We start from the raw sequence: 25,013 nt of genomic DNA on the forward strand, positions 1-25,013 counted from the left end.
CAAATTTTCAGATTTATTTCTGTATGATTGACTTAACAACTTAAAAGAATATTATAACAAATGATTGGAAACGCTTACATCTTAAAAAATTCACTATTTACACAAGGGGGAATGTATATGTCTAATCAACAGGGACAGTTAAATCCAGATTTAAAGATCCGACACATTAGTATGATTTCAATTGCAGGTGTTATCGGAGCAGGTTTGTTTATCGGAAGTGGAGCAGTTATTAATGCGTCTGGACCAGGTGCGATTCTATCCTACGCTTTTGCAGGAACAATTGTCGTCTTGGTTATGCGCATGCTTGGTGAAATGGCGGCCGCCCATCCGACAAGCGGATCCTTCTCTACATATGCAACCGAGTCGATTGGACCATGGGCAGGTTTTACAATCGGATGGTTATATTGGTTCTTCTGGGTTGTCGTTATAGCAATTGAAGCAATTGCCGGTGCTGCTATTATGCAATACTGGATTCCAGAATTCCCACTTTGGTTAATGGCATTAATCTTAACCATTTTGTTAACACTGACAAATCTTTTTTCAGTAAAATCTTTCGGGGAATTTGAATATTGGTTTTCACTCATAAAAGTTGTAAGTATTGGTTTATTCCTTGTCCTCGGTCTTTGCGTGATTTTCGGATGGTATCCAGGTGTTGTTGCACCTGGAACAGTAAACCTCTTAGGGACAGGTGGATTCATGCCAACAGGATTCGGTTCCGTCTTGTTAGGAATTACAGTAGTCATTTTCTCATTCATGGGTACCGAGATTGTTACGATTGCTGCTGGCGAATCAGATCATCCGGCGAAAGCGGTCCGAATTGCGACAAACAGTGTCATTTGGCGGATTCTTATCTTCTATATCGGTTCTATTGCGATCGTGGTCACTTTGTTGCCATGGAACTCTGCAAATCTGCTGGTCAGTCCATTTGTTGCCGTTCTCGATTATATCGGAATACCTGCCGCAGCCCAGATCATGAACTTTGTTGTATTAACGGCGGTTCTCTCTTGTTTAAATTCAGCATTATATGCCAACTCACGCATGTTATTTGGAATGGCACAGAAAGGCGAAGCGCCAAAAGCCTTTTTAAAATTGAGTAAGAAGGGCGTTCCTGTTCGAGCAATCTTATTCAGCACGGTTTTTTCCTATATAGCGGTCATATTCAGTTACGTATCACCCGATAAACTATTTTTATTTCTCATCAATTCATCAGGGGCTGTCGCACTTTTAGTGTATCTTGTCATCGCCTTCACACATCTAAGAATGCGCAGAAGATTAGAACGTGAAAACCCTGAAGCACTTCAAATTAGAATGTGGTTGTTCCCTTATCTAACGTATGCGACTATTTTCGTTATTACAGGAATCTTTATCGCAATGCTCGTCATTGAATCGTTACGTGTGCAGGCAGTACTTACCTTGCTCATTGCTGGGTTAACCATCGCTTGTTATTTCATCTTTGTTCGAAAGAAAGAAGGTATCAAGGAATTGAAGAAGGGAATTATACAAGCTTCTTCAAGAACGCTTCGCTAATAAATCTAAAAGCCCGGTATCGCCCATTCCATGAGCGATACCGGATGTTTTTATTCCGCTACATACCTATCCATTTCTTAATTGCTAAGCCAACGCATTCATCTTCATTTATTATTTATTAACGATTATATTTCTTCATCACTTCCATCAGTCGTTCATGATCAATAGCTTCAACTACTTTCCCGCTTGGTTTAAGAGCGGACATACTTTCCGCTGCAATCATAGCGTTAATAATCGCCTCATCAATCGCATGACAAGCTTGCTCATAAATCGGGTCAAACTGTTGATCATTTGTGACTTTCATAGTTAGGATTGGGTCTTCCTTTTGATGAATAGACATTTCATTTGCGGTTGAAAATGCAAGAAATATATCACCGGAATCATTTCCCCCCGGACTACCACTCCGTCCAATCCCAATGGATGCACGTTTCGCAAGTCTTTTTAGTTGATGAGGTAACATTGGAATATCAGTCCCGATAATTACAATGATTGAGCCCATTTCCTTTGTGTGTACTATATTCTCAGTCAAGTGTTCTCCAACTGGGACACCTGAAACTTTTAGCCATTCCCTTTTACCGTAGTTTGCTTGCACAAGTACTCCGATGTGGTATTCCTCTCCATCGATATCTAGTTTACGAGAAGAAGTACCAGTTCCCCCTTTAAACCCGTAACAAATCATCCCAGTTCCTCCGCCAACATTGCCCTCCTTCAATTCGCCTGATTGGGCAGATTGTATTGCAGCCAAAACATGCTCTTCTTTAACATGAAGCCCATTAATATCATTTAAAACACCGTCATATGTTTCAGCAACGACAGGCATAGCCCATAAATGTTCATTTAAGAATTGATCTTGATAATTATCTATCATCCATTTGACTACCGCCTGGTGGACAGTACCAACTGAATGCGTATTTGTAATACATATCGGGCTTAAAAAGTATCCGCCGTCGTTTATCCAATGTGTACCTGTCATTTCACCATTGCCATTAAACGAAAATGTTCCAGCCCAGATCGGCTTCATTTCATTTTGTTTACCACGTGGCAATATGGCAGTTACTCCGGTGCGAATTGGACCCTTTCCCACCTCTAATGGACCTTCCCCTTCAATGATTGTTGAATACCCAACGGTAACCCCTGGAACGTCAGTAATTGCGTTATGTAATCCCGTTTCTCCTTCAAATTTCAACCCTAAATCTCGTGCTCGCATCTAAGTCACCCCTTAAATTATATTATTTAAGCCCTTTTTAAAAAATATCGCTTTCACATTCACTATACTTCATTTTTTTCAATACTCATTAAACAAATGGTGCATGTAAAGACTTGAATCCCTTACATATTGTCCACCTTGTATCCAATTACAAATAAAATCCGTTATCGCCCACGTAATGAGTGATAACGGATTTTATTGCTTGCTAAAAGTCCAACCATATTTTAATAGCAGTTCCTAAAATAAGAAGTGCCAATAACCATTGAAGTACTTTCGTGTTCATTTTTTGACCAATTTTCGCCCCAATCGGTGCCGCTATAATACTTGCAACAATCATAACCGTCGCAGGACCGTACAGCACTTGATCCGTTGTGATCTTACCTATTGTCGAGCCGATTGAGGATATGAATGTAATCGCAAGGGAAGTTGCAATCGTCATTCGCGTTGGTATCTTCAAAACAACTAACATGATTGGTACAAGAATAAAGGCTCCTGCAGCCCCTACAATTCCTGCCGCAATCCCCACAATGAACGCGAATCCCGTTGCTAGCCACTTATTGAACGTGACTTGATCGACAGGAATATCATCCAAACCCTTTTTCGGAATGAACATCATAATTGCGGCGGTTGTCGCCAATATACCGTAGACCAGGTTGATGGCACCTTCAGATAACAGATTCGAGCCGTATCCGCCGATAAAACTACCGACTAAAATACTCGATCCCATGTAAATAACCAATGTTTTATTAATATAACCACTTTTACGGTACGCCCATACACCTGAAATTGTTGCGAAAAAGACTTGAATTGCACTTATTCCGGATACTTCGTGAGCGGTGAAGACTGCAACACCAAGTAGGGGCGGGATATACAACAACATCGGATATTTTATAATTGATCCGCCTATACCAACCATTCCTGAAATAAAGGAACCAACAAATCCAATTAAAAATATTGTCACAATAAACGCGAAATCCACCACATTTTCCTCCTTTCAATAGGAGAAAGGGTATCTACTTAACAGATACCCTTCCGTTTCAAATTAACCTTTTCGGATCCAAAATGTAAATACACCAGCCTCTTCAGTATGTTTCACTAAATCATGACCACCCGATTTCGACCACGCAGCTAAGTCTGCGACGGAACCTTTATCTGTTGCAAGAATTTCCAATACTTCCCCCACTTCCATTTCCTTCATCACTTTTCTTGCACGTACAACCGGCATTGGACAAGCCAACCCTTTAGCGTCTAATACTTTGTTTGATTCCATCACTAATCTCTCCTTAGTTTTCAATAAATTATCTAACCGCACAACGATTTGGTCCGATTTCCATTTCACGCTGGGTTTCTTCATCAGGTGATATTTTCCCCATATTTGTTTCACGTATTTGCTGGTAGGCATTCGGTTGTGGAGGTAAATTCCCAGTCACCATGTCCCTGAATTCCGCTTCGTCTTGAATATTCAAACCGTGATTTTCAGCAAACAATGTACCAAGTTTCTCAGATACACTACCGTCCCTATTCAATTCTTCAATAATCATGAAGTGCGCAGGAAGAACAATCAATTCCTCTGACAACTCTTTATATCGTTTGTACAACGACTCCCGTAAATCTCCAACCCAATCTTCAGCCAAACCAGCAAGGTCAGGGCGTCCGATTGAATCGATGAATAAGATGTCGCCTGAAAGTAAATACGTGTCATCTACTATGAATGATGTAGAACCAATCGTATGCCCAGGTGAGTACAAAGGTTGAATGGCAATCGTCGTATCACCGATTATAATCGTTCGCCCCTCTTCTAATGACTCATAGGCAAACGTTACTTCACTAGCGTCTTTTGGTGGCAACCAGTACGTTCCATTGACGGCTTCTGCAATTTTGCGTCCCCCGGAAATATGATCTGCATGGAGATGTGTATCTAAAATATGCGTAATTTTAACATCCAACGTTTTCGCGAAATCAAGAAATACATCAGTCATTCGTGTCGCATCGACAATTGCCGCTTCTCCATTTGAAACGATCATGTATGACAAACAACCTTTGCCAATTCGTACGAACTGATACAGCTCTCCGCCGTCTTTCAAGTCACCAATTTTCACTGGCTCCAAATGTTCACTCCAGGCCTTCATGCCACCTTGTAAGTAATGAACTGCACGCCCTTCTTCCGCAATCATTTCCGCAATCATAATGGAAGATCCTTCTTTCGCGCAGACAACGACGATATCTTGACCCGCAGGAAGCTGATGCAGGATTTCTTCAACCCCATCGAGTAAATCGAAATAAGGGATATTAAGATACTGAATGTTCTCTCCTTCAATTTTCCAATCCACAAATGCATCTTCATTACGAACGTCTAGAATGAAAAAGGGTTCTTGATTCACTACTTTTTTCGCTATTGTACTTGCAGTCATTAGTTGAACTGTCATTTGTATACCCCCCTAGTAATTTCATTTATTAATTACACAATCTTTTCTGTTGGTCCATTCCATTCACTCATACCAGGCACAACGTTTTTCACTTTTAAAAATCCGGCTTCAGCAAGTTTCTGAGAAGCTACATCACTACGGCTACCTGTACGGCATACGACGTAAATTTCCGCTTCTTTATCAAGATTCCCGAGTTCACTTTCAAGGTCCCCAAGCGGCAAAGACTTAGCCCCTGGAATATGATTGAATGCATATTCTGCCGATTCACGAACATCGAGCACAAGTACTTCACGGTTCTCCTCTAAAACAGCTTGTAGTTGTTCATTCAACACAATATGCGGATGTTTTTTCTCAACTTGTTCTTCTCCACTCGACTTACGTACATAATGCGTCAGAATTCCTGCATCTTCAGTCGTGCCTAAGTAGTCATGCCCGGAACCCTCAGCCCATGCTTTTAAATCCGCCGTAGATCCTTTATCAGTTGCCTGTACTTCCAACACATTTCCTGGTTCCATTTCTTTCATGATCTTTCTCGTTTTGACGATTGGCATTGGACAAGCCAGCCCCTTTGCATCGAGTACGAAATCCGTTTCTATCATGTCATCTTCTCCCTCTACCAATGCCCGTATGGGTATCTTTAAATGTAAAAAAATAATGTTATTCCACTGGACCTTCCCAGTCATTCATACCGCCAACCATGTTTACCACTTTAAAACCGTGCGCCTCAAGCAATTGCACCGCTCTTCCACTACGTCCACCTGAGCGGCATACCATTGTGTACTCAATATCTTTATCCAATTCATGCATACGGAATTCCAATAATCCGAGCGGAATATGAATTGCTTGTGCTATTTTCCTTTCTTTCACTTCATCTACTTCACGCACGTCAATTAGGTGAATCGTTTTGTTCATTTTTAACTTTTCTTGAATCTCTAATGGTGTAATTTCAATCATCTAAAACCCTCCCGCTTTTTGTATTGAATTAAATTTAAATAAACAAGTTTACATTGCCTTCCTGAGCATCTCCGAGATAAGCAGCAACTCCACCGTACTGAATACCATCCATCAATTCTTTCTGCTGCAAACCAAGAAGATCCATCGTCATCGTACAAGCAACAAGCTTTATATCTTGTTCTTCAGCTAGTTCAATCAGTTGCGGAAGTGTCATCGCATTGTGCTTTTTAATAACATGTTTAATCATTTTAGGACCCATTCCAGCAAAGTTCATTTTGGAAATACCCATCTTATCTGCACCTCGCGGCATCATTTTGCCAAATACTTTTTCTAGCAAGCCTTTTTTTACTGGGACTAGTTCTTCTTTTCGTAGTGCATTCAATCCCCAAAATGTATGGAAAATCGTTACTTGGTGATCATAAGCTGCAGCACCATTTGCAATGATGTATGCCGCCATTGCTTTATCATAATCTCCACTGAATAATACAATGGTAGTTCTTTTCGTCTCAGACAATCAAATCTTCCTTTCTAGTGGTACCCTGCGGGGTATGATATGCGTTAAAAAGAAAAGAGTCCACTGTTTCATCGACTCTTTACTAGTAGTTCTACTGCTTCTTTTACAATATCCTCTTGTGTTCTTGGATCGCTGTCATCCATTTGTTGTATACATTCAATTAGATTGGAGCTGACAATAACGCCAATCGTTCTATCTATAGCTGAACGTGAGGCTGACAATTGTGTAATTACTTCTTTACAGTCTTTATTGTCATCCATCATTTTTAAAATCCCTTTGATTTGACCCTCAATTCGTTTTAACCTGTTTTTTACTTTGTCATCGTATTCCATACCTATCACTTCCTTTTATTTAAGCTATACCCACACATTATACCCCTACAGGTATAATGTCAACCCCTTTGCTTTTATTAAGATAAAAGTTTCTGAACTTAAGCATAGCTATTAAAGTCTGCATTCCTGCAAATTTCGTTGAAATATGGTATACTAATAGTAGACAGCATGTGTGTTATCGTTTACGATTAGTTGTTTTCCATCTTCATCTACTTGTTGCTGCGGGTTTCCCCGAAGCACTCTTTAATTAGATGGCAAGATGAGAATGGATAATAGGGGGAATTCGAATGGCTTTTCCACGTAGGGAAAAAGAAGTGTCGGATTTTGTCGCAGCGCGCAAAATCGATGAAGAAATTTCATTTGTCCGTAATGAACATGAAGTAAATGGTACTATTTTTAAAATACTTGAGAATTCCGTCATCGTTGAAATCTCATCGAAGGACGCCGAACTTATTGGCGCCGCGTCAAATCTGACTGTTGTTTCACATAAGAATTACTCAATTGTTTAATAAATATAAGAAAAAGGCATCTGCTTCAATAGCGATGCCTTTTTTCTATGCCTCTATATTGTTTAAAATACAAAACGTGCATACATATAACCGACAAGTACAAGAATAACCGTTCCTCCTAGTCCTGCAACAAATGGCTTCATCCCCGCACTACGGAATGCCTCGAACTTCACATTCAGACCTAACCCAGCCATTGACATCGCCATTAATAGATAAGCGAGTGTGACAAATACTGATGCGACCGCTTCCGGTACAATCCCCGTGGTATACAGCGCACTCACTGCAAGGAAACCGAAAATGAACCATGGAATTGGAAGTGTCTTCAATTTGAATTTTTCTGCCGACTGTTTATTCTTCCGTGACATCCAGATTCCTACTCCTCCTGCAACAAAGACGAGTAACATGACACGAGTCAATTTCACGACAAGCGCAAAATCAAGTGCTTCAGTCCCCCCAACATCCCCTGCTGCAACAACATGTGCAATCTCATGAAGTGTCCCACCTGCAAACATGCCAAATGCCTCACTTGAAAGTTCTAACACTGGATATACTAAAGTATAGACAAATGTGAATAACGTTCCAAGAATAGCGATGATGGCAACACTAATTGCGGTCTGCTCGGGTTTTGCCTTTACTTGTGAAGCCACTGCAACAATGGCAGCTGCACCGCAGATCCCCGTTCCGCAAGCAGTTAGAAAACTGATTGTTTTATCAGCCCCAATTGCACGAGCTATACCGTATACAGCTCCAATACCGATTAGAACACTGCCCACTGCCCATAAAAATGCTGGCCATCCTGCAGATGCAATATTGCCCAGATTCAATCGCATGCCGAGAAGGATAATACCAGCACGCAATAATTTTTTTGACGCGAACTCAATACCACCTTCCCACTCTGCGCGAACAGGAAAAAACGTATTCCATAACATTCCGATTAGTATTGCAAAAACAAGTGGACCAATTAACGAAATATAAGGGAGTAGTGTTGCCAATTTTGCGATGACTGCGATGAAAAACGTCAGTCCAATTCCAAGCCAGAATCCTTTTTTCATAGCCATACCTTCTTCCATTTCTTTAAGTATAATCTCATCTTATCGATCAGTAAAATGAGGATATATGATAAAATCGATTAAGATTACTAATAGAAGGGAGCTTATCATCATGCTACTTGAAGAATTGAAAACGTTTGTTGCGGTAATTGAAAAAAAGAATTTCACCAGGGCCGGTGAATCACTAAACATATCTCAACCAACTGTCAGTCTCCATATCAAACATTTGGAAGACGAACTAAAAGCCTCATTGCTCGTACGTGCAAATAAAACATTTCACATTACACCCGCCGGAGTGGTTTTGTATGAACGTGCGATACAATTACTTCATCTCGCAGAGCAAACAAAAGAAGAAATTTTATGGCAACATAATGAGGTTAGCGGAATTCTTCGCATCGCTGCAAGTTACACAATTGGGGAGTCCGTATTGCCGGAGATACTAACGAGGCTACATTATAAATATCCTGATTTGCATGTAGAAGTTGCAATTGCAAATACCGAGGACGTCGAAATTGCGGTCCGCGAATTCCGGTCGGATATCGGTTGTATCGAAGGTAGTGTGCAAACAAAAGGGCTTATCATCCAGCCATTCATGGAAGACGAACTCATCCTTGTCGCAGCAAGCGGACATCCTTTGACAAATATTCGCCACCCTAAAGGAGCTGACCTCCAAACTTCTCACTGGGTCATGCGAGAAGTTGGTTCTGGTACACGGGAGTATACAGATTATTTACTTCAGTCAATCGGTAATGTCAAGCCCTCGAAAACAGTTATCAGTTCGAATGAAGGTGTGAAAAAAGCGATTCTATGTGGGCTCGGTATCGCGGCCGTTTCCATTCATACAGTGAAAGCTGAACTTGATAGTGGAAAGCTTGTACAATTGAAGGTCGATGTCCCTTTACAAAAGCGTATTTTCTCAACCTTGTACTCCCCCCTGATGGCTGCCAAAAAGCATGTCACCGTTTTTTTAGAAGAGCTTCGGTCCAAGTAAAAAAGGGTAAAGACGCTCGACCTAACCCAAAAACTGCATGACCGAAAAAGGGTTTCTCCTGTCATTCCTAGAAAAGTAGTAGAAAAGGGGGTTTTCCTTGTGGTTCGAAATCTAGTGCTCACTGCAATTATTGTAATGGGTATCGTTTATATTTTCTTTATCCCAGCGGATCCGGTCGGCTTCAAAATTTTAATGAAACTGATTCCGATGGCACTTATTATCCTATTTGCATTAATGACAAGACCTCTATTTTCCCGTACATACAAACGGATTATAATCGGTGGACTGTTCGTTTGCATGATTGCGGATGGCGTCATCTATTGGTTCTTACCCGGACTTATCACCTTCTTCATTGGTCATATTTTTTATATTTTTGCTTTTCGTCATGGCGCGAAGAAACCCATGCCAATCTGGGTTGCCGCCCCTCTCCTCCTTTACGGTGCAGGTATGGCTATTTGGGTTGCCGGTTCACAATTTTCTGCTGGCCAAACCGTGCTTGGTATCGCCATCATCGCCTACATCGGCGTTATTTTAACGATGGGCTGGATGGCTATTCGCACACGAATGACGCTCGCAATTATCGGCGCACTGCTGTTCATTTTCTCTGATTCAGTTCTTGCAATCGATCGATTCGTTCTGGAAATCCCATACCGGGATGCATTCGTTATGGTGACATATTATGCGGCGCAAGTTTTCATAGCAGCTAGCATTGGAAGTCGGGTTGTAAAGTATTCCGTAAACCGGAACAATCTGATAAGATAGATGAATCAGTACTTCATTATTAGGAGGAATTTTTAAAAATGAAAGAAAAATTAATCGAACGTCTTGTACGTTATGCAAAAATCGATACACAATCAGATGCAGGAAGCAATTTTACGCCGACTACACCAGGCCAATGGGACCTTCTGCACGAATTACAAAAAGAACTAGCGAATATCGGTCTAGAAGACATTACTCTCGACGATAACGGGTATTTATTTGCAACGCTTCCCGCCAATACGGACCGGGATGTGCCAATCATCGGCTTTCTTGCACACGTCGACACGACCACGGATTTTACCGGGAAAAACGTTAAGCCACAGCGTATCGACAACTATGATGGCAAAGACATACAACTGAACGACAGCATCGTCATGACAGTGAACGCTTTTCCCGAGCTGAAAAATTATGCCGGCCATACCCTTATTACGACTGACGGGACAACACTTCTTGGAGCGGACGATAAAGCGGGGATTGCTGAAATCGTAACAGCGATGGAGTATTTGATTGCGAATCCAGACTTAAAACATGGTAAACTGCGAATTGCCTTCACACCTGACGAAGAAATTGGGCGTGGACCACAAAAGTTTGATGTCGAAAAATTCGGAGCAAAATTTGCCTATACAATGGACGGTGGCCCTCTTGGGGAACTACAATATGAAAGCTTCAATGCCGCAAGTGCAAAAGTAACATTCCACGGGACTAGTGTTCACCCAGGTACCGCGAAAGGTAAAATGGTCAACTCAATTTTAATAGCCAACCAATTTCAGGCTAAAATGCCGGTAGATGAGATACCTGAGAAAACGGATGGTTACGGGGGATTTGTTCATCTCATGCAGTCCAACGGGTCCATTGAAGAATCAACTCTCGGCTATATTATCCGTTATTTCGACCGCGAAACATTCGAAGCAAGAAAACAGCTAATGATTGAAACAGCTGACAATCTAAGAAACGACTATGGCGAAAATGCGGTCACACTCGAAATCCAAGACCAATACTTCAATATGGGTGAAAAAATTGAACCCGTCATGGAAATAGTTGAGATCATGTCCGATGCATTTAAAAATCTCAATATCGAACCAAATATCGTACCTGTACGCGGCGGTACAGATGGGTCCCAATTGTCGTACATGGGCTTACCAACGCCTAACATTTTCACAGGTGGAGAAAATTATCACGGGAAATACGAGTATGTTTCAGTCGATAACATGGTAAAAGCGACTAAAGTCATCATCGAAGCAGTGAAACTTTTTGAAGAACGTGCATAAGTAAGAGGGAGGTAGCTTATGAAAGAAATTTGGATTGGTGTCCTTTCCTCCGTTTTTTTCGCAGTGACCTTCATTTTGAACAGATCTATGGAACTGTCGGGGGGAAGTTGGCTATGGAGTGCTTCCTTACGCTATTTATTTATGGTACCTTTTTTATTCGCTATCGTCGCTTACCGCAAAGGACTTGGTGACGTGAAGAAGGAATTCGTCCATAAACCCGCCCCGTTTTTCATTTGGAGCGTAACGGCCTTTGTCTTATTCTACGCACCACTTACATACGCGGCAGCTTACAGTCCGGGATGGCTTCTTGCCGGCACTTGGCAATTGACAATCGTGGCGGGCGTCCTGCTCGCCCCTTTCTTTACGTTGATTGTGAAAACCTCGGATGGCGAAAAAAAGATTCGACAAAAGATCCCGCTTGTTTCACTTGGAATTACACTTATTATTTTTGCCGGTGTCGTACTTATCCAAATTCCGCACGCACAAAGTGTTGAACCACGTACGTTGCTGCTCGGTATCATTCCAGTTGTTTTAGCAGCATTTGCCTACCCGCTTGGTAACCGCAAAATGATGGAGCTTCTTGGCGGCAGGCTTGATACGTTTCAACGTGTGCTCGGTATGACGCTTATGACAATTCCAGTCTGGATTGGGTTTTCCATCTATGCGTTATGGACGGTCGGTCCCCCTTCTATGAGCCAGTTAGGCCAGTCTTTCATCGTTGGTGTCAGTTCTGGCGTCATTGCTACAACTTTGTTTTTCATGGCCACTGACCGCGTAAGGGGAGATCAGGGAAAACTCGCCGCTGTAGAAGCAACACAGTCCACACAGCTTATTTTTGTTATGCTGGGCGAAATGCTGATTCTCGGCATTGCACTCCCTGGTGCCCTTTCACTCTTTGGGATCGCAGTAATTATTGTTGGTATGGGATTACATAGTTTCCAAACTGCACTTGGTAGAAAGAAACAATTAAAAGTACACTGATAATAAGTTAAGATGACCTCCATTTGGATTGGAGGTCATTTTTCTTTCATAAATAATCAAACTATTCTAATATCCAGTTGACTCTCGTTTCCCAAAGTGATATATTGGTTTACAAGTTCACTTTACTATGAAAAGGGAGGATTTTGAGTATGAACACAACTACACCTATTAAACAAGATTTCCAAGTCCATGACGTCACCGCATTGAATAAGGCAAAAAGTATCATTGAAAATAATACTTCCGCTCAAATACAACAAGAAGTTATAGACGCAGTGGAAAGAAATGCTGTTTGGCGGGGAGAGGAGTGCTTGAATTTATTAGCCCCCGAAGCTCCTACAAGTCAAACCGTACGTGATTTACTAGCGTCTGAAGTCGGTACCCGTGCAGCAGAAGGTCATATCGGACCCGAACAAAGATGGTTTGCCGGTACGAAGCATATTGACGAAATTGAAGCTCTTTGCGTAGAGTTATTGAAAAAAGTATTCAAATCGAATTATGCGGATCATCGTCTAGTTGCAAGTATGATTGGTAATATGGCCGTTTATGCAGCTCTGACCGAACCTGGGGATCAAATCATGACGATTGCACAGCCATTAGGCGGACATTCTAGCAACAGACATGATGGACCTGCCGGAATTCGTGGATTGAAGATCGCTGATATTCCTATGAATACAGAAGAACTCACCGTTAATTTAAAAGAATTCGAACGAGTTGCAAAGGAATTAAAACCAAAGCTTGTAACACTTGGAGCGTCAATGACACTATTCCCATTTCCGATTAAAGAAATGTCCGAAATCGTGAAAGAGTGGGGTGGGAAGATATTCTTTGACGGCGCCCACCAACTCGGATTAATCGGCGGAGGACAATTCCAAGATCCTTTAAAAGAAGGAGCAAGCGTGATGACTGGGTCAGCGGGGAAAACATTCAGCGGACCTCAAAGTGGAATTATCGTTTGGAATGATCCTGAACTGACAAAACCACTAACAGATGCTATATTCCCTACCCTTGCCGCGACTCATCAAGTGAATCGTGTAGCTGCTCTTGCTGCATCTGCAGCCGAGTTCTTGGAGTTTGGAGAAGCATACATGGAACAAATCGTTAAAAACGCAAAAGCGCTAGGTCAAGCATTCCACGACCGTGGAATCACTGTACTTGGTGCACATAAAGGATTCACTGAAACGCATCAAGTGATTCTGGATGTGAAAGAATTTGGTGGGGGTCTTCATGTTGGGCATGAACTTGCGAAGGCAAACATCATTACGAATAAGAACTTAATTCCAAGTGATCGTACTGAAGATTGGGATCGGCCGAGCGGACTCAGAATCGGAACAATCGAAGTGACACGATTAGGCATGAAAGAAAAGGACATGGCGACGATTGCAAATCTGATCGCCGATATTCTCATATCGAATAAAGACTTGGACGTTGCCAAGAAAGAAGCACTTGAAATGCGTAAATCATTCAAAAAACTTCATTACTGCTTCGAATGAATCAATATAAAAAAGCGTTACAACAATGCTTGAATTGTTGTAACGCCTTTTTTATATTATATAATTAACTTTCAACTTCGGAAAGTAGTCGACCAAGGGTAAGCCAATTATCTTCAACAAGATGTGCGGCTTTTTCTTTGTCGGCCTTTTTACAAGCAGTAATAATTTCTTCATGCTGATTGATTGAAGTCCAACTATCCACCGAATCAAACTTTTTTAACGTTAGCCGATGAATTTTCGGCACAATTCTTTCAAGAGCTTTGTCAATTTCAATATTGCCCGCAACCGCAAGAAAAACTTGGTGGAAATGCTCATCAGCATTAATTGCTCGGTTACTATCTTTACTGTCAAGCGCTTCGGCTAATGAGTGGTTAATTTCCTCCAACTTTGCAAAGTCTATATCCGTCATCTTCGGCACTGCCAATTTTGTAGCTAAAGCATGAAGCGCAGCTACAACGGTAAATGCGTGTTTTGCTTCCTCTTCAACCAATTCCGTCACACGCGTCGAAGAGCCCGGGAATGCTTCGACGAGTCCTTCATCTTCCAGTCGTTTCAATGCCTCTCTCACCGGAGTCCTACTTACTGCAAATTGTTCCGCAAGTTTATTGTCATTCAATCGCTGTCCTGGTTGCAATTCTAAATTGACAATTGCATTTTTGAGCGACTCGTATATTTGGTCTTTTAATGTCGGTCGAATAATTTGTTTTATATTATTTTTTTCCATAAAACCAGTATATCGCATTTTAAATTAACTGACAAACTAAGGTTGCGTTTACGCCCTCCCAAGCATCTATAAAAACCACATCGTTTCAAGACTTACATTCGTGAAAAAGAAATAGCCCGCAACCAATGAAGTTGTGAGCTATTCCATATTTGCTAACGATTCAGCAAACCTAATTACCGTACATATTCTCCAATCGTCTCGACCGCTTTTTCCGTTACCGAGGTATCTATCGCTTTATCAAAATCAATATCACCGCGGATAGCACCATTTGCTTTGTACGCATCATATTGCTTTTTAATATCATCGATGAACATCTTGCCATCAGGATCAAGGCCAGTGACGTTCACTTTCTCCCAAAGAGCCGGGTCTTTTAATGCTGTATGCTTCGTCATGATGTCGATAATTTCATCTTTTCCCTCATTTTTGATAAACGCATCGTTGTAATCGCGGACGCCTTTCAAATAAGCCGCCATGAAGCGTAACGAAACATCTTGTTCTTTATTCATGAAGTCTGGTGATCCAAGAACCAATGCAATTTGAGATTCCGGCGCATAATCAGTTGCATCCCCAAATCGGACGTGGAACCCTTTTTCAACACCTTGTGTGATAAGCGGTTCGATATTTACGGCAGCATCGATTGTTCCACTGCTAATTGCGCCAAGCATACTACCAAAATCACCCATAAGGACAAATTCAACGTCATCTTCGGTTAATCCAGCGTATTTAAGCATTTCATCGTAGATATACCAATCAATTGAGTTAAGTGATGACACTGCAATTTTCTTGCCTTTTAAATCTTTATAGTCTTTTATTACGTCAACCATATGATTACCTATGACGAGAGTAAAATACGACTTCCCTGGCACGTTATGTCCTTTATCTGCAATAATTTTCACGTCAATTCCCTGTGCAATCGCGTTGAAGAAAGATGCAGTCGAAACGCCTCCCGCAATATCCACCTCGCCAGCCGCTAATGCCGGAAGCATGTCATCACTGTTTGCAAACTGAGCAAATTCTACTTCGATATTATAGTCTTCAAAGTATCCTCTCTCTTTTGCAATATAAAAACCTGCACCAGAGGCCGCCCCATCTTCCGCTATGACAACTTTTTCACGTTTTTCAAGCGGTGCCAAATCACCAGAAGGATTAACTGTAGCTACTTCTTCAGGTTTTTCATCTTCTACTACCGGTTTCGCCGTCTCTTTAGGAGAACAGGCACCAACGATTAGCGCTATCGCGAATAACGACAACAACCATCCGTTTTTCATCCACTTTGCCATCGAACCTCTCCCTTTCTATCCATCTTCTCGTCTTGAACGCTGTACTTCTTCCTGCAAGTGCTTCCATATTTCCACGAATTGCCCTGCCATAACTGGGTTTTCTCGTATGTCTTCAATTTTGCGCGGACGTGGCATATCGACAATAATTTCTTGAATAATTTTACCCGGCTGCGAACTCATCAGTAAAATACGATCACTTAGCAATAACGCTTCATCAATACTATGGGTAATGAATAGAATCGTCTTCCCCGTTTCCGACCAAATCGACAGCAACTCTTCCTGCAAGATAAATTTATTTTGCTCATCAAGTGCACCAAACGGTTCATCCATCAACAGGATCTCCGGATCATTGGCAAATGCACGCGCAATACTCACCCGTTGTTTCATGCCCCCTGATAGCTCTTTCGGATAAAGGGTTGAAAATTTTTCTAGACCGGTCTTTTTCAAATAATACGTAGTACGCTCTTTTATAAGTTTTTTCGGCAAATGACGCATTTTGAGTCCGAACGCTACATTCTTCTCGACAGTGAGCCATGGAATGATACCCTTTTCCTGAAACACCATCGATTGCAATGGTCGATCCTCTCCATCCGTCGCGGTTGCAATCGTAAACTCACCAATACTCGGGGTTTCAAGCCCTGCCAAGATTCGAAGTAACGTTGATTTACCGCAACCACTCGGTCCAACAATACAAACGAATTCCCCATCATTGATTGTTACATTAATATCGTCTAGCGCCGTAACACTGCCTTGTTTTTTATAAAATGCCTTTGTTAAATTACGAATGATGATTTTTGCTTTCCTACTCATCTACTCACCTCCACGGTAACATCTTTTTCTGAATTCCTCGTAGCAATAGCGAGAACAGATAACCGAAAAACGAAATGAGGATGAGCCCAACGTACATTTCTTGCAGTAAGAACGCTTTGTACGAAACCCAGATTAGATAGCCAATCCCTGATGTAGCACCCATCATTTCCGCAGCGACAATTGTCAGAAGCGCAATCGCCTGCCCCATCTGAATCCCTTCCAACATAACCGGCATCGCACCGGGCAAAGCAATTTTCGTAAAAAAGTCTAGTTTACTAGCTCCATAATTTTTTGCCACATCCAAATAGATTGAATCGATATTAATGACTCCAGCTGCCGTATTAATGACAACAGGAAAAAAAACACTCCCAGCAATTGTTACAACTTTCGATAAATCACCAATTCCAAAAATAATAATAATGATTGGAAGCAAAGCAAGTGTAGGAATCGGCATGAGCGCCATGACAATTGGCGAAACAAAATGTCGAATTGGCGTATAAAGCCCCATTAACAAACCGATGATGATTCCGGGTATGACGCCTAGCAAAAATCCGACAAGAATCCTGTACAATGAAACGCCGATATGACCCGCCATTTCACCACTTGAAATCATTCCGAAAAATGTCCCCACAATTGCAGATGGAGGCGGAAAGAAGCGGATATCAATCATTCCCGTTCTCGACAAGAATTCCCACATAAAGAGCAGGAATAGGGGCGAGGCAATCGTCAACAGCTGTTTTAACCGTTCTTTCGTTTGTCTTTGTTTCCATTCACGCTGTTCGATTTCAAACGGATCGTATCGGACAGCCTTATCATCTCTCTTCAACGTCCACCACCTCTTCATTCAAATAGTATGTATCTGCCTAAAAATGTGTGTTGGGCATATGCTGATAAACGAGCATCTTTCCATAAGAAAAGCGCTGGAGTCAAGACGTAAATTCTCAACTTCACAACTTATCCTAAGTACGAGATTTTATAATTTCCTAGACAACAAAAAATCCATGGAGCAATAATCCCCCATGGATGATATCCAACCCTATTTATCCACGCCAAGCACTCATACCGCCTGTAACGTTAGAAACATCCTTGAAACTGGCTTTCTTCAAGATTTTCGCTGCTTGTCCACTCCTCATGCCACTTTGACAAATAACGACGATTTCTTTCGATTTGTCTAGGCTAGCCAACTGCGATTTCAATGTATTCAACGGGATATTTTTAAATTCTTTAATATGCCGTCCTTTATATTCCCCCGGTGTCCGTACATCAATGAACTGCACCGATTTATTTTTCAGCATCCCCATTAAGTCCTCCGTCGAAACGGAACGTACACCTTTAGCGGGCATCATTCGCCAGACAAAAAATCCAACGATTAGTAAAATAAAAAGCCATTCCATACGATTTTCCTCCTAGTCTTCCTATAACTTCAATTCCAAATATACTACCAGGGGTATTAATAAGGCAATAAATCCGCTTCGTCTACCCCTTGTAAGGTCCCTTCGCCCAATTAATATAGGTATTCATTTGTTCAACTTATATACAATAAAAAAACAGCGCTCCCTGTAAAGGACGCTGCTTCACTATTAATAAAGTATGCCGTTTTTCTTCGCCTCAAACACTAACTCTTCTCGGAACGCCGGGTGGGCAATGTCGATAAGCGCTTTTGCACGTTCAGATAACGATTTGCCATACAGACTAGCGATGCCGTATTCCGTGACGATGTTATCGACGTCATTTTTCGACGTCGTTACGACAGAACCTGGCGACAATTGCAGTTTAATGCGCGAAATGGTGTCGTTTTTCACTGTTGAATGCATGCAGATGAACCCTTTACCATGCTTTGCAAAACGTGCTCCGCGTGCAAAATCTGCTTGTCCACCGGTTGAAGAATAATAGCGTCCTCCAATTGTTTCGGAAGCACATTGTCCATAAAGGTCAACTTCCGTCGTCGCATTAATGGATACAATTCTTTCTTCTTTCGCAATCTCACGTGGATCATTCACCATACTCACAGGTAAAAATTCAACCGCAGGGTTTTCATGGAGGAAATCGTACAAACGCTGTGATCCGAATGCAAATGTCGCGACAATCTTCCCTTTATGAGTGAACTTCCGTGTCCCATCGATAGCTCCCGCTTGCACAAGGTTAACGATTCCGTCTGTCAGCATTTCAGTGTGGATACCAAGATGACGGTGGTCTTTCAACATGCTCATAACCGCATTCGGAATGGCTCCAATACCAATTTGGAGTGAATCCCCATTTTCAATAACATTCGTTACAAATTCAGCAATTTTAAGATCTTTCTCACCAATTAATGGAGAGCTTTCTTCTGATAAAGGCGCATCATTTTCAATGTATCCCGCAACTTGGCTAATATGAATTTGGTTTTCACCGTATGTACGTGGCATATGCTTATTCACTTCCAAGACAAACGGAACATGACCAATGAATTCGGAAATATAGTCTGCCTGTGTGCCCAATGAAAAATAACCGTGTTCATCCATTGGAGAAGCAACTGTGATTATCATCGACATGTTCGTAACTTTTTTCAACATGCGCGGGACTTCATGGAAAACGTTGGGAACTAATTCTATTTTGCCCTCTTGATAAGCCTTCCGTGTTGCACCACTTAAAAAGTAGGAGACATGTGAAAGATGACCTTTCATTTTACCTATTATATAATCCCGCTCCCGAAGAGCCAGCATTTGATGAATCTTAACGTTCTGTAATTCCGAATGGTTCTCTTCCAATATATCAAGTAGACGATGAGGTTCCCCATTGGCAATCGGGATAATAATATCAGCCTCTACGTCAATCAAATCAATAAACTGTTCTGCACTCAATCGTTTTTCCACGTCGTTTTTTCACTCCTATAAAAGTCCGCCTATTCAATTAGTATACAGCAGACTGAGCGCTTGCTCAACTTGATGATTGACTAGTAAGAACGCTATAATCGATCTATGACAAACTTAACCACGGACCAGCTCAGACAACTGAATATGTACAGCATTTATGTAGATTCGTCCGAACGGAATTTATTCACATTGAAAATGCTACTCGATAGTCAAAAAACGGAAGATATACTAAATGTCGTCCAAGCAGTGAGCGGAAGCCCCAACCGAACTGTAGCAGCATCGTATTTCATGCGCCGTTTCGGTATGTTTACCGCGATGCAATTTTATAACCTGGCGGCATACGATGAAGTATGGGATGGAAACAATGAACAACTTCATTTTGGTGCAAAAGAAGAATACGGAAAACTGGCTGTTAGTACGTTTGCATCCGCGAAGGATTGGCGATATGTAGAAGACGCGGAACGGCGAGATGTCATTAAGCGGATTCTGCAGGATGAATGCGGAGCTGTCATCCGACAAATCCGCACCGTCACATCTATTTCTCCATTGACGTTATGGGAAAATATCTTTGGTTTTCTCCTTTGGCAGTACCATGTTCTTTTGGCAAACCCAGGTACCTCCGTAGAAGCACGCGCGGACCTCAACATATTGAAAGACGACACGCTTTGGGAAGGAATCGCACCTCGTTCTTTATTTGCCACCTACTTAAAAGGATGCGAGCCGTCCGCACTTTTGAATACAGAAGTCCGTACCACATGTTGTTTCTCAAAGGATGTACCCGGTCTCATGCAGTGTGGATTTTGTCCATTGAAATAACATGATTCAGTTACTTTTTGCGATAGCTATTGTACCAGATCTTCATCGAATAAATAGTTCCACTGACCGCTCCACCATAGAAAAAACCCATGAAGATACCCGCGGGTAAGTTACCTGGATGACTGATGAAAATAGACAAGATAAGTCCAATAATTGTTGCCGCGGTTGAAAACCAACTTTCAGGGAGTTTAAATAAAAGTTTCAACAGGAATATTCCTAGAAGAATAGCGGGTATTGCCCAAAAAGCATCCCAGACGTTTGTATGGATAATCGGGAACTCATTCCACATGAAATCAATCCTTTTTCACATTAGCCTTCCCACAACACTTATAATTCAATACACTTTTTGAAGATGAAGGGCAGGAATTGAACATGCAAATCAAAGGCCATACAGTTCGAGGAAAAGTTCTTGATGAAGAAACTCGGTGTGCACATTATCATTCCGAAATCGACCGGATTGCGATAAAGTTTTATTGTTGTGGCACCTACTATCCCTGCTATGAATGTCATGAAGAAGACGGTTGTGGCAATCCTGACGTTTGGCCAACTGAGATGTTTGGTGAAAAAGCAGTTCTTTGTGGAGCATGTGGTTATGAACTAACTGTTTCGGAGTATTTGACCTGTGGATCGAAGTGCCTTACTTGTTCAGCACTGTTTAATCCCGGATGTAGTTTACATAAAAATCTTTATTTCCAAACTTAAAACAGGAAAAAAGCAGCATTTGCAACATGCTGCTTTTGTTATATTTGATAACCTATTTAGGTTTTTTCATTCTATTAACGCCAAAATAAATCCCTATACCTACGAGTAGTAGAAGTAGAAGTACTGGTAAGTTTCCGATGAAAAAGACAATCAGGCCCGAACCCGTCGCAAAGATAAAATTTGTACTTGTAGCAAGTTGTTTTTTAGTTTTATCCCACGTGTCTAAATTTTTACTGTCTAGTCCTGGAACAATAACACTATTTTCATACATTGTTATTTCAATAGTAGAAAATGACGTCTGATTTTCTAGATACTTCATCTTTCCTACAATTAATTCAATTTCCTCTTGGACTTTGGATAAATCAGACGATATTTTCAATAAATCCTCTGTTTTTTCTGCCTTCCCCATAAACTCGAGCAGCCTTTCCTCTACTGTTCGTTTTGATTTCACCCTGGACTCTAGATCAATATATTGTTCGGTTACATCTTCCCCCGTCACATTACGATTCAAAACTTCAGCCGCTTCCCCTTCGGCATCCGTTAAAAACTTTTGAAAGTGCTGCTCTGGGATTCGAACAGTGAGCCGAGCACTTATACTTTCCTCGCTTTCCCGATGCACATTCGATTCAACGATATAACCTCCATAGTCACTCACCTTTTTCTCTATTATAAGCTGAGTATTTTCAAGTTTTTTCAAATTGAGCTGTAATTCCGCCCTGTGGATGATTTTCCTATTCGTTGGGATCACTTTAGATTGTTCGTTGGCTAACTCTTCTGTTTCAGCTTTATTCTCTTGCTCTGTAGTTGCCATATCTTGCGATGTTAATGAGCTCTCCATCTGAATGTCTTTCTTTGATTCACTTGAACTGCAGGACGCCATAAATACAAGTAAGCCTGATAATAGTAGAGCCAAAACCACATTTCGCTTCATAGAATCCCCCCTATCTATTTAATCAATGAGACGGTGTAATCCAAAAAAGGTTACATCTTCCAATTAAACGGTATGAAAAAACGCTAGATTTTATCTAGCGTTTTTTTAGTCTTCTATTTCTTTTTTAAACAGTCTTCGTCGCAGCGCTTTTGATTTCCTTCCGCCTTGCATAAATATTCTTAACGATGGCTTTACCAACTGCATACGCCGGAACAGCAACGATGATACCGAGAAAACCTGCAATATTACCTGCTGCCAATATAACAGTAATGACTGTAAGTGGATGAATATCCAGTGATTTACCCATTACATTTGGTGTAATAAGATTACTTTCAACTTGCTGGGCGATCACCATTACGACTGCAGCTAAAATACCAATCTTCGGATCCTGTATAAAACCGATGATGATTGCAGGAACAGCTGAAATCCATGGGCCAATGAAAGGAATGAGGTTCATGAACAATCCAAAAATGGCTAATAACAGTGCATACTCCAGTCCAATAATCATATAACCTGCAAACAACAGAATTGCTAATAGAAAACTGATTAACAACTGCCCTTGGATATAAGAACGGAGTACAGTATCGATATCATGTAAGGTCTTTTTGATCCATTCCCGACGTTTTCCCGAAAAGAAATTGTATATGAACGGAGCAAACTTTTCATGATCTTTCAGGATGAAAATGAAGAAAAACGGGACTAATATAAGCAGGAACATTGCTTGAAAGAAGGATTGTAAAAATTGAACAACCCATTTCCCAAAATTAACCGCTATGGATTGAAGTGATTCAACCGCACTATCAATTGAATCTTCAAGTTTTGGTGGTAAATCACTTTTTTGTTGAAGTAATGTGTATGTCAAGTCATTTATTTCTTGGGCGATAGTAGGCGTATTTTCGACTAATTTATTAATTTGATTCGTTACTGGAGGAGCAATAATTGCTACGAATATCCAAACGACTGCTACGAGAATCGCTATAACCGAAAGAATGCTTCCCCACCTTGGTACTTTACGTTTTTCCAGAAAACGTTGAACCGGTTCCGTAATATAATATAGAACTCCGCCAAGTAATAATGGTATGAATATTGCCTTTGCTATGATTACTAAAGGCGAAAAAATCCCTTGAATCTCTATAAAGTATTTAATAATTAGCATAGCAAGCAGTATTCCAACACCTACTTGAAACCATAACTTTTTCGTCACATATCCCACTTCCTTTTCAATTATGTATTGTTATTTTAAGTATACGTTGTTATACGCTTGGCGTCGAAGAAAGTTTCAACTTTTCCTTACGAAATGATAAACATATGGTCCTTCAAAAAAAGTCCAAGCTTTTAAACCAGTACCGCCACTTATACTACCATACTACAATTTGGATACTATCTGTTTCACCTATACCCAAAGACCCACAAGTGAAAAAAGACTGCCCAATTCGGACAGCCCATTTACACACTGGTGATGGAAAAAATCACCCGACTCTAAGATTAATTTGAATACCGGAAGGATCCACCGTTACAAATCCACTACCATTCAATTCCACTTTTCCATCTAATGCTTCCACTTTCGTAATCGCTTCTTTCAATGTAGCCTCATTCGGATAAATAAGCGTGTAAGATTGAAGTCCGACACTTCCCACAGTTGGACGTGATACACCTTCGCCATTCCATGTATTCAAGCCAATATGATGATGATACTTCCCGTTAGACATGAATAATGCTTGCGGATAGTCCGTAACGACTTCGAAGCCGAGTGCATTGTAGAATGTTTCCGATTCAGGCAAATTGGCTACATGTAAATGTACATGGCCCATAACCGTTCCGACAGGAAGTCCATCCCACGTCTGCTCCCCACTTTCTGCAATAATACTTTCTCCGTCAAGCGCATCTGTACTCATTGCAACTTTTCCATTGTCCCAACTCCAAACAGCAGGATCACGATCTATATAAATTTCAATTCCGTTGCCATCCGGATCTGACAAATAGAGCGCCTCGCTCACAAGGTGATCCGCAGCCCCAATTCGTACATTCTGTTGGATGAAATGTTTAATAATTGCCCCTAAATCGGCTCTCTTCGGCAACAATAATGCAAAATGATACAATCCAGATTTATGCGCCTCTTTCGGCATAACATTTTCCGGTTGTTCAATAATCAGTAAAGGCGTCTTGCCATCTGCTGTCAGGACAACTTTAGCCGCGGCTTCTTCAAGTACTTTAAATCCAATTACCTCTTTATAAAATTGGACAGCTCTATTTATGTCCAAAACGTTGAGATGTACTTCCCCTGTATACGTATGCGGTACTGTATGAAAATTCATTTTTATTCCTCCCCCTAAATAACAGTAAGTTAATTACTTTATGTAACTAACTTTATATGTTATAATGACAGTTGTCAACACATTATGTTCGGCGAAAGGAGCTTCAATGATATGAATGAATTTGAACTTTGCCCGCGTTTCGAGAAGGCCGTATCTATTCTAAGCCAACGCTGGACCGCCCTTATTTTGTATCAATTAATGGCAGGACCACAGCGCTTTTGCACAATGACTGACAAACTTGGTGTCAGTGGAAAAACACTTTCAGAACGTTTAAAAGATCTTGATCAGCAAGGCTTTGTCATCCGCCACGTTTACCCTGAAACACCTGTGCGAATTGAGTATTCATTAACTGAAAAAGGAATGTCTCTTACGCCTATTATGAAAGAAATTGAGAATTGGTCACAGAAGTGGATTGAGCGTGAAGCAGTTTCTCCTAATGAAAAAGCATAAGAATTCACATGTTTTTCACACTCATCCGACTTTCGTATTCCTAAACCCCTCGATTATAGAAAGAGTAGTTTCAACTAAATGAAAATGTATACTCTATAAATAGATGTTCTATTGTACTAGAAGGAG

29 protein-coding genes are annotated in these 25,013 nt (G+C 41.1%); 10 read left to right on the top strand and 19 right to left on the bottom strand.

The window, feature by feature from the left end; genetic code table 11:
- Positions 1-117 precede the first annotated feature (117 nt).
- On the top strand, positions 118-1,527 hold the full coding sequence (locus tag ACP8HG_RS15450) for an amino acid permease (RefSeq protein ID WP_338654718.1): 1,410 nt from the start codon (positions 118-120) through the stop codon (positions 1,525-1,527).
- Between the two features lie 118 nt (positions 1,528-1,645).
- On the opposite strand, the gene ACP8HG_RS15455 is transcribed toward ACP8HG_RS15450, so the two are convergent.
- From ACP8HG_RS15455 to ACP8HG_RS15490, 8 genes are all read right to left on the bottom strand, one after another.
- Entirely contained in the window at positions 1,646-2,734 is a 1,089-nt protein-coding gene (locus tag ACP8HG_RS15455; RefSeq protein WP_187046145.1) for a DmpA family aminopeptidase, read from the bottom strand.
- A 205-nt stretch (positions 2,735-2,939) separates the two neighbouring features.
- Positions 2,940-3,713 (bottom strand): sulfite exporter TauE/SafE family protein, encoded by a 774-nt coding sequence (locus ACP8HG_RS15460; RefSeq protein WP_438297110.1) that lies wholly within the window; start codon positions 3,711-3,713, stop codon positions 2,940-2,942.
- Between the two features lie 63 nt (positions 3,714-3,776).
- Positions 3,777-4,004, bottom strand: a complete 228-nt coding sequence (locus ACP8HG_RS15465; RefSeq protein ID WP_438297112.1) for a sulfurtransferase TusA family protein — start codon at positions 4,002-4,004, stop codon at positions 3,777-3,779.
- A gap of 28 nt (positions 4,005-4,032) precedes the next feature.
- Positions 4,033-5,160, bottom strand: a complete 1,128-nt coding sequence (locus ACP8HG_RS15470; RefSeq protein WP_438297114.1) for an MBL fold metallo-hydrolase — start codon at positions 5,158-5,160, stop codon at positions 4,033-4,035.
- 32 nt (positions 5,161-5,192) lie between these two features.
- On the bottom strand, positions 5,193-5,759 hold the full coding sequence (locus ACP8HG_RS15475) for a sulfurtransferase TusA family protein (protein ID WP_067213585.1): 567 nt from the start codon (positions 5,757-5,759) through the stop codon (positions 5,193-5,195).
- Between the two features lie 58 nt (positions 5,760-5,817).
- Positions 5,818-6,114: a rhodanese-like domain-containing protein gene (locus ACP8HG_RS15480; RefSeq protein WP_187046147.1), complete on the bottom strand. Its 297-nt coding sequence runs from the start codon at positions 6,112-6,114 to the stop codon at positions 5,818-5,820.
- Positions 6,115-6,148: 34 nt separating this feature from the next.
- On the bottom strand, positions 6,149-6,628 hold the full coding sequence (locus ACP8HG_RS15485) for a DsrE/DsrF/DrsH-like family protein (RefSeq protein WP_187046148.1): 480 nt from the start codon (positions 6,626-6,628) through the stop codon (positions 6,149-6,151).
- Between the two features lie 68 nt (positions 6,629-6,696).
- Entirely contained in the window at positions 6,697-6,960 is a 264-nt protein-coding gene (locus tag ACP8HG_RS15490; protein WP_067213588.1) for a metal-sensitive transcriptional regulator, read from the bottom strand.
- Between the two features lie 287 nt (positions 6,961-7,247).
- Between ACP8HG_RS15490 and ACP8HG_RS15495 the strand changes: the two genes are divergently transcribed.
- Positions 7,248-7,469, top strand: a complete 222-nt coding sequence (locus ACP8HG_RS15495; RefSeq protein WP_067213589.1) for a DUF2187 family protein — start codon at positions 7,248-7,250, stop codon at positions 7,467-7,469.
- Positions 7,470-7,531: 62 nt separating this feature from the next.
- Here ACP8HG_RS15495 and ACP8HG_RS15500 read toward each other — a convergent pair whose 3' ends face one another.
- Complete coding sequence (locus ACP8HG_RS15500) at positions 7,532-8,539, bottom strand: YeiH family protein (protein ID WP_438297118.1); 1,008 nt, start codon at positions 8,537-8,539, stop codon at positions 7,532-7,534.
- A gap of 91 nt (positions 8,540-8,630) precedes the next feature.
- Here ACP8HG_RS15500 and ACP8HG_RS15505 point away from each other — a divergent pair, with 91 nt between their 5' ends.
- From ACP8HG_RS15505 to glyA, 5 genes are all read left to right on the top strand, one after another.
- The gene (locus ACP8HG_RS15505; RefSeq protein ID WP_438297120.1) at positions 8,631-9,509 is read left to right on the top strand and encodes a LysR substrate-binding domain-containing protein; all 879 of its coding nucleotides are present in this window, start codon (positions 8,631-8,633) and stop codon (positions 9,507-9,509) included.
- Between the two features lie 99 nt (positions 9,510-9,608).
- Positions 9,609-10,271, top strand: a complete 663-nt coding sequence (locus tag ACP8HG_RS15510) for a lysoplasmalogenase (RefSeq protein WP_067213592.1) — start codon at positions 9,609-9,611, stop codon at positions 10,269-10,271.
- A 38-nt stretch (positions 10,272-10,309) separates the two neighbouring features.
- Positions 10,310-11,536: a peptidase T gene (gene pepT / locus ACP8HG_RS15515; protein ID WP_438297122.1), complete on the top strand. Its 1,227-nt coding sequence runs from the start codon at positions 10,310-10,312 to the stop codon at positions 11,534-11,536.
- An 18-nt stretch (positions 11,537-11,554) separates the two neighbouring features.
- A complete protein-coding gene (locus ACP8HG_RS15520; protein WP_067213594.1) occupies positions 11,555-12,517 on the top strand; it encodes a DMT family transporter in 963 nt (320 codons plus the stop codon).
- Positions 12,518-12,666: 149 nt separating this feature from the next.
- The gene (gene glyA, locus ACP8HG_RS15525) at positions 12,667-14,007 is read left to right on the top strand and encodes a serine hydroxymethyltransferase (RefSeq protein WP_438297124.1); all 1,341 of its coding nucleotides are present in this window, start codon (positions 12,667-12,669) and stop codon (positions 14,005-14,007) included.
- A 64-nt stretch (positions 14,008-14,071) separates the two neighbouring features.
- On the opposite strand, the gene ACP8HG_RS15530 is transcribed toward glyA, so the two are convergent.
- The 6 genes from ACP8HG_RS15530 to ACP8HG_RS15555 form a co-directional block, all read right to left on the bottom strand.
- Positions 14,072-14,731, bottom strand: coding sequence for a GntR family transcriptional regulator (locus ACP8HG_RS15530; protein ID WP_338654691.1), 660 nt, complete (start codon positions 14,729-14,731; stop codon positions 14,072-14,074).
- A 173-nt stretch (positions 14,732-14,904) separates the two neighbouring features.
- Positions 14,905-15,999 (bottom strand): ABC transporter substrate-binding protein, encoded by a 1,095-nt coding sequence (locus ACP8HG_RS15535; RefSeq protein ID WP_067214099.1) that lies wholly within the window; start codon positions 15,997-15,999, stop codon positions 14,905-14,907.
- 27 nt (positions 16,000-16,026) lie between these two features.
- Entirely contained in the window at positions 16,027-16,821 is a 795-nt protein-coding gene (locus ACP8HG_RS15540; RefSeq protein ID WP_187046149.1) for an ABC transporter ATP-binding protein, read from the bottom strand.
- A gap of 4 nt (positions 16,822-16,825) precedes the next feature.
- The gene (locus ACP8HG_RS15545; protein ID WP_231885740.1) at positions 16,826-17,647 is read right to left on the bottom strand and encodes an ABC transporter permease; all 822 of its coding nucleotides are present in this window, start codon (positions 17,645-17,647) and stop codon (positions 16,826-16,828) included.
- Between the two features lie 214 nt (positions 17,648-17,861).
- Positions 17,862-18,215 carry a rhodanese-like domain-containing protein gene (locus ACP8HG_RS15550; protein WP_342539271.1) on the bottom strand — a complete coding sequence of 118 codons (354 nt, stop codon included), beginning with the start codon at positions 18,213-18,215 and terminating at the stop codon, positions 17,862-17,864.
- 186 nt (positions 18,216-18,401) lie between these two features.
- Complete coding sequence (locus tag ACP8HG_RS15555) at positions 18,402-19,673, bottom strand: acetyl-CoA hydrolase/transferase family protein (RefSeq protein WP_421101866.1); 1,272 nt, start codon at positions 19,671-19,673, stop codon at positions 18,402-18,404.
- Between the two features lie 105 nt (positions 19,674-19,778).
- Here ACP8HG_RS15555 and ACP8HG_RS15560 point away from each other — a divergent pair, with 105 nt between their 5' ends.
- The gene (locus tag ACP8HG_RS15560; protein WP_067213600.1) at positions 19,779-20,489 is read left to right on the top strand and encodes a hypothetical protein; all 711 of its coding nucleotides are present in this window, start codon (positions 19,779-19,781) and stop codon (positions 20,487-20,489) included.
- A gap of 10 nt (positions 20,490-20,499) precedes the next feature.
- Here ACP8HG_RS15560 and ACP8HG_RS15565 read toward each other — a convergent pair whose 3' ends face one another.
- A complete protein-coding gene (locus ACP8HG_RS15565; RefSeq protein ID WP_067213601.1) occupies positions 20,500-20,778 on the bottom strand; it encodes a hypothetical protein in 279 nt (92 codons plus the stop codon).
- Between the two features lie 83 nt (positions 20,779-20,861).
- Here ACP8HG_RS15565 and ACP8HG_RS15570 point away from each other — a divergent pair, with 83 nt between their 5' ends.
- Positions 20,862-21,191 carry a CHY zinc finger protein gene (locus ACP8HG_RS15570; RefSeq protein WP_082786858.1) on the top strand — a complete coding sequence of 110 codons (330 nt, stop codon included), beginning with the start codon at positions 20,862-20,864 and terminating at the stop codon, positions 21,189-21,191.
- 52 nt (positions 21,192-21,243) lie between these two features.
- On the opposite strand, the gene ACP8HG_RS15575 is transcribed toward ACP8HG_RS15570, so the two are convergent.
- The 3 genes from ACP8HG_RS15575 to ACP8HG_RS15585 form a co-directional block, all read right to left on the bottom strand.
- Positions 21,244-22,122 carry a DUF4349 domain-containing protein gene (locus ACP8HG_RS15575; protein WP_438297125.1) on the bottom strand — a complete coding sequence of 293 codons (879 nt, stop codon included), beginning with the start codon at positions 22,120-22,122 and terminating at the stop codon, positions 21,244-21,246.
- A gap of 124 nt (positions 22,123-22,246) precedes the next feature.
- A complete protein-coding gene (locus ACP8HG_RS15580) occupies positions 22,247-23,326 on the bottom strand; it encodes an AI-2E family transporter (RefSeq protein ID WP_067213603.1) in 1,080 nt (359 codons plus the stop codon).
- A gap of 265 nt (positions 23,327-23,591) precedes the next feature.
- A complete protein-coding gene (locus tag ACP8HG_RS15585) occupies positions 23,592-24,437 on the bottom strand; it encodes a VOC family protein (RefSeq protein WP_338654676.1) in 846 nt (281 codons plus the stop codon).
- Between the two features lie 111 nt (positions 24,438-24,548).
- Between ACP8HG_RS15585 and ACP8HG_RS15590 the strand changes: the two genes are divergently transcribed.
- Entirely contained in the window at positions 24,549-24,887 is a 339-nt protein-coding gene (locus ACP8HG_RS15590) for a winged helix-turn-helix transcriptional regulator (protein ID WP_067213605.1), read from the top strand.
- Positions 24,888-25,013: the final 126 nt, after the last annotated feature.

The organism is Sporosarcina sp. FA15 (assembly GCF_051550195.1).
GTDB classification, from domain to species: Bacteria; Bacillota; Bacilli; order Bacillales_A; family Planococcaceae; genus Sporosarcina; species Sporosarcina psychrophila.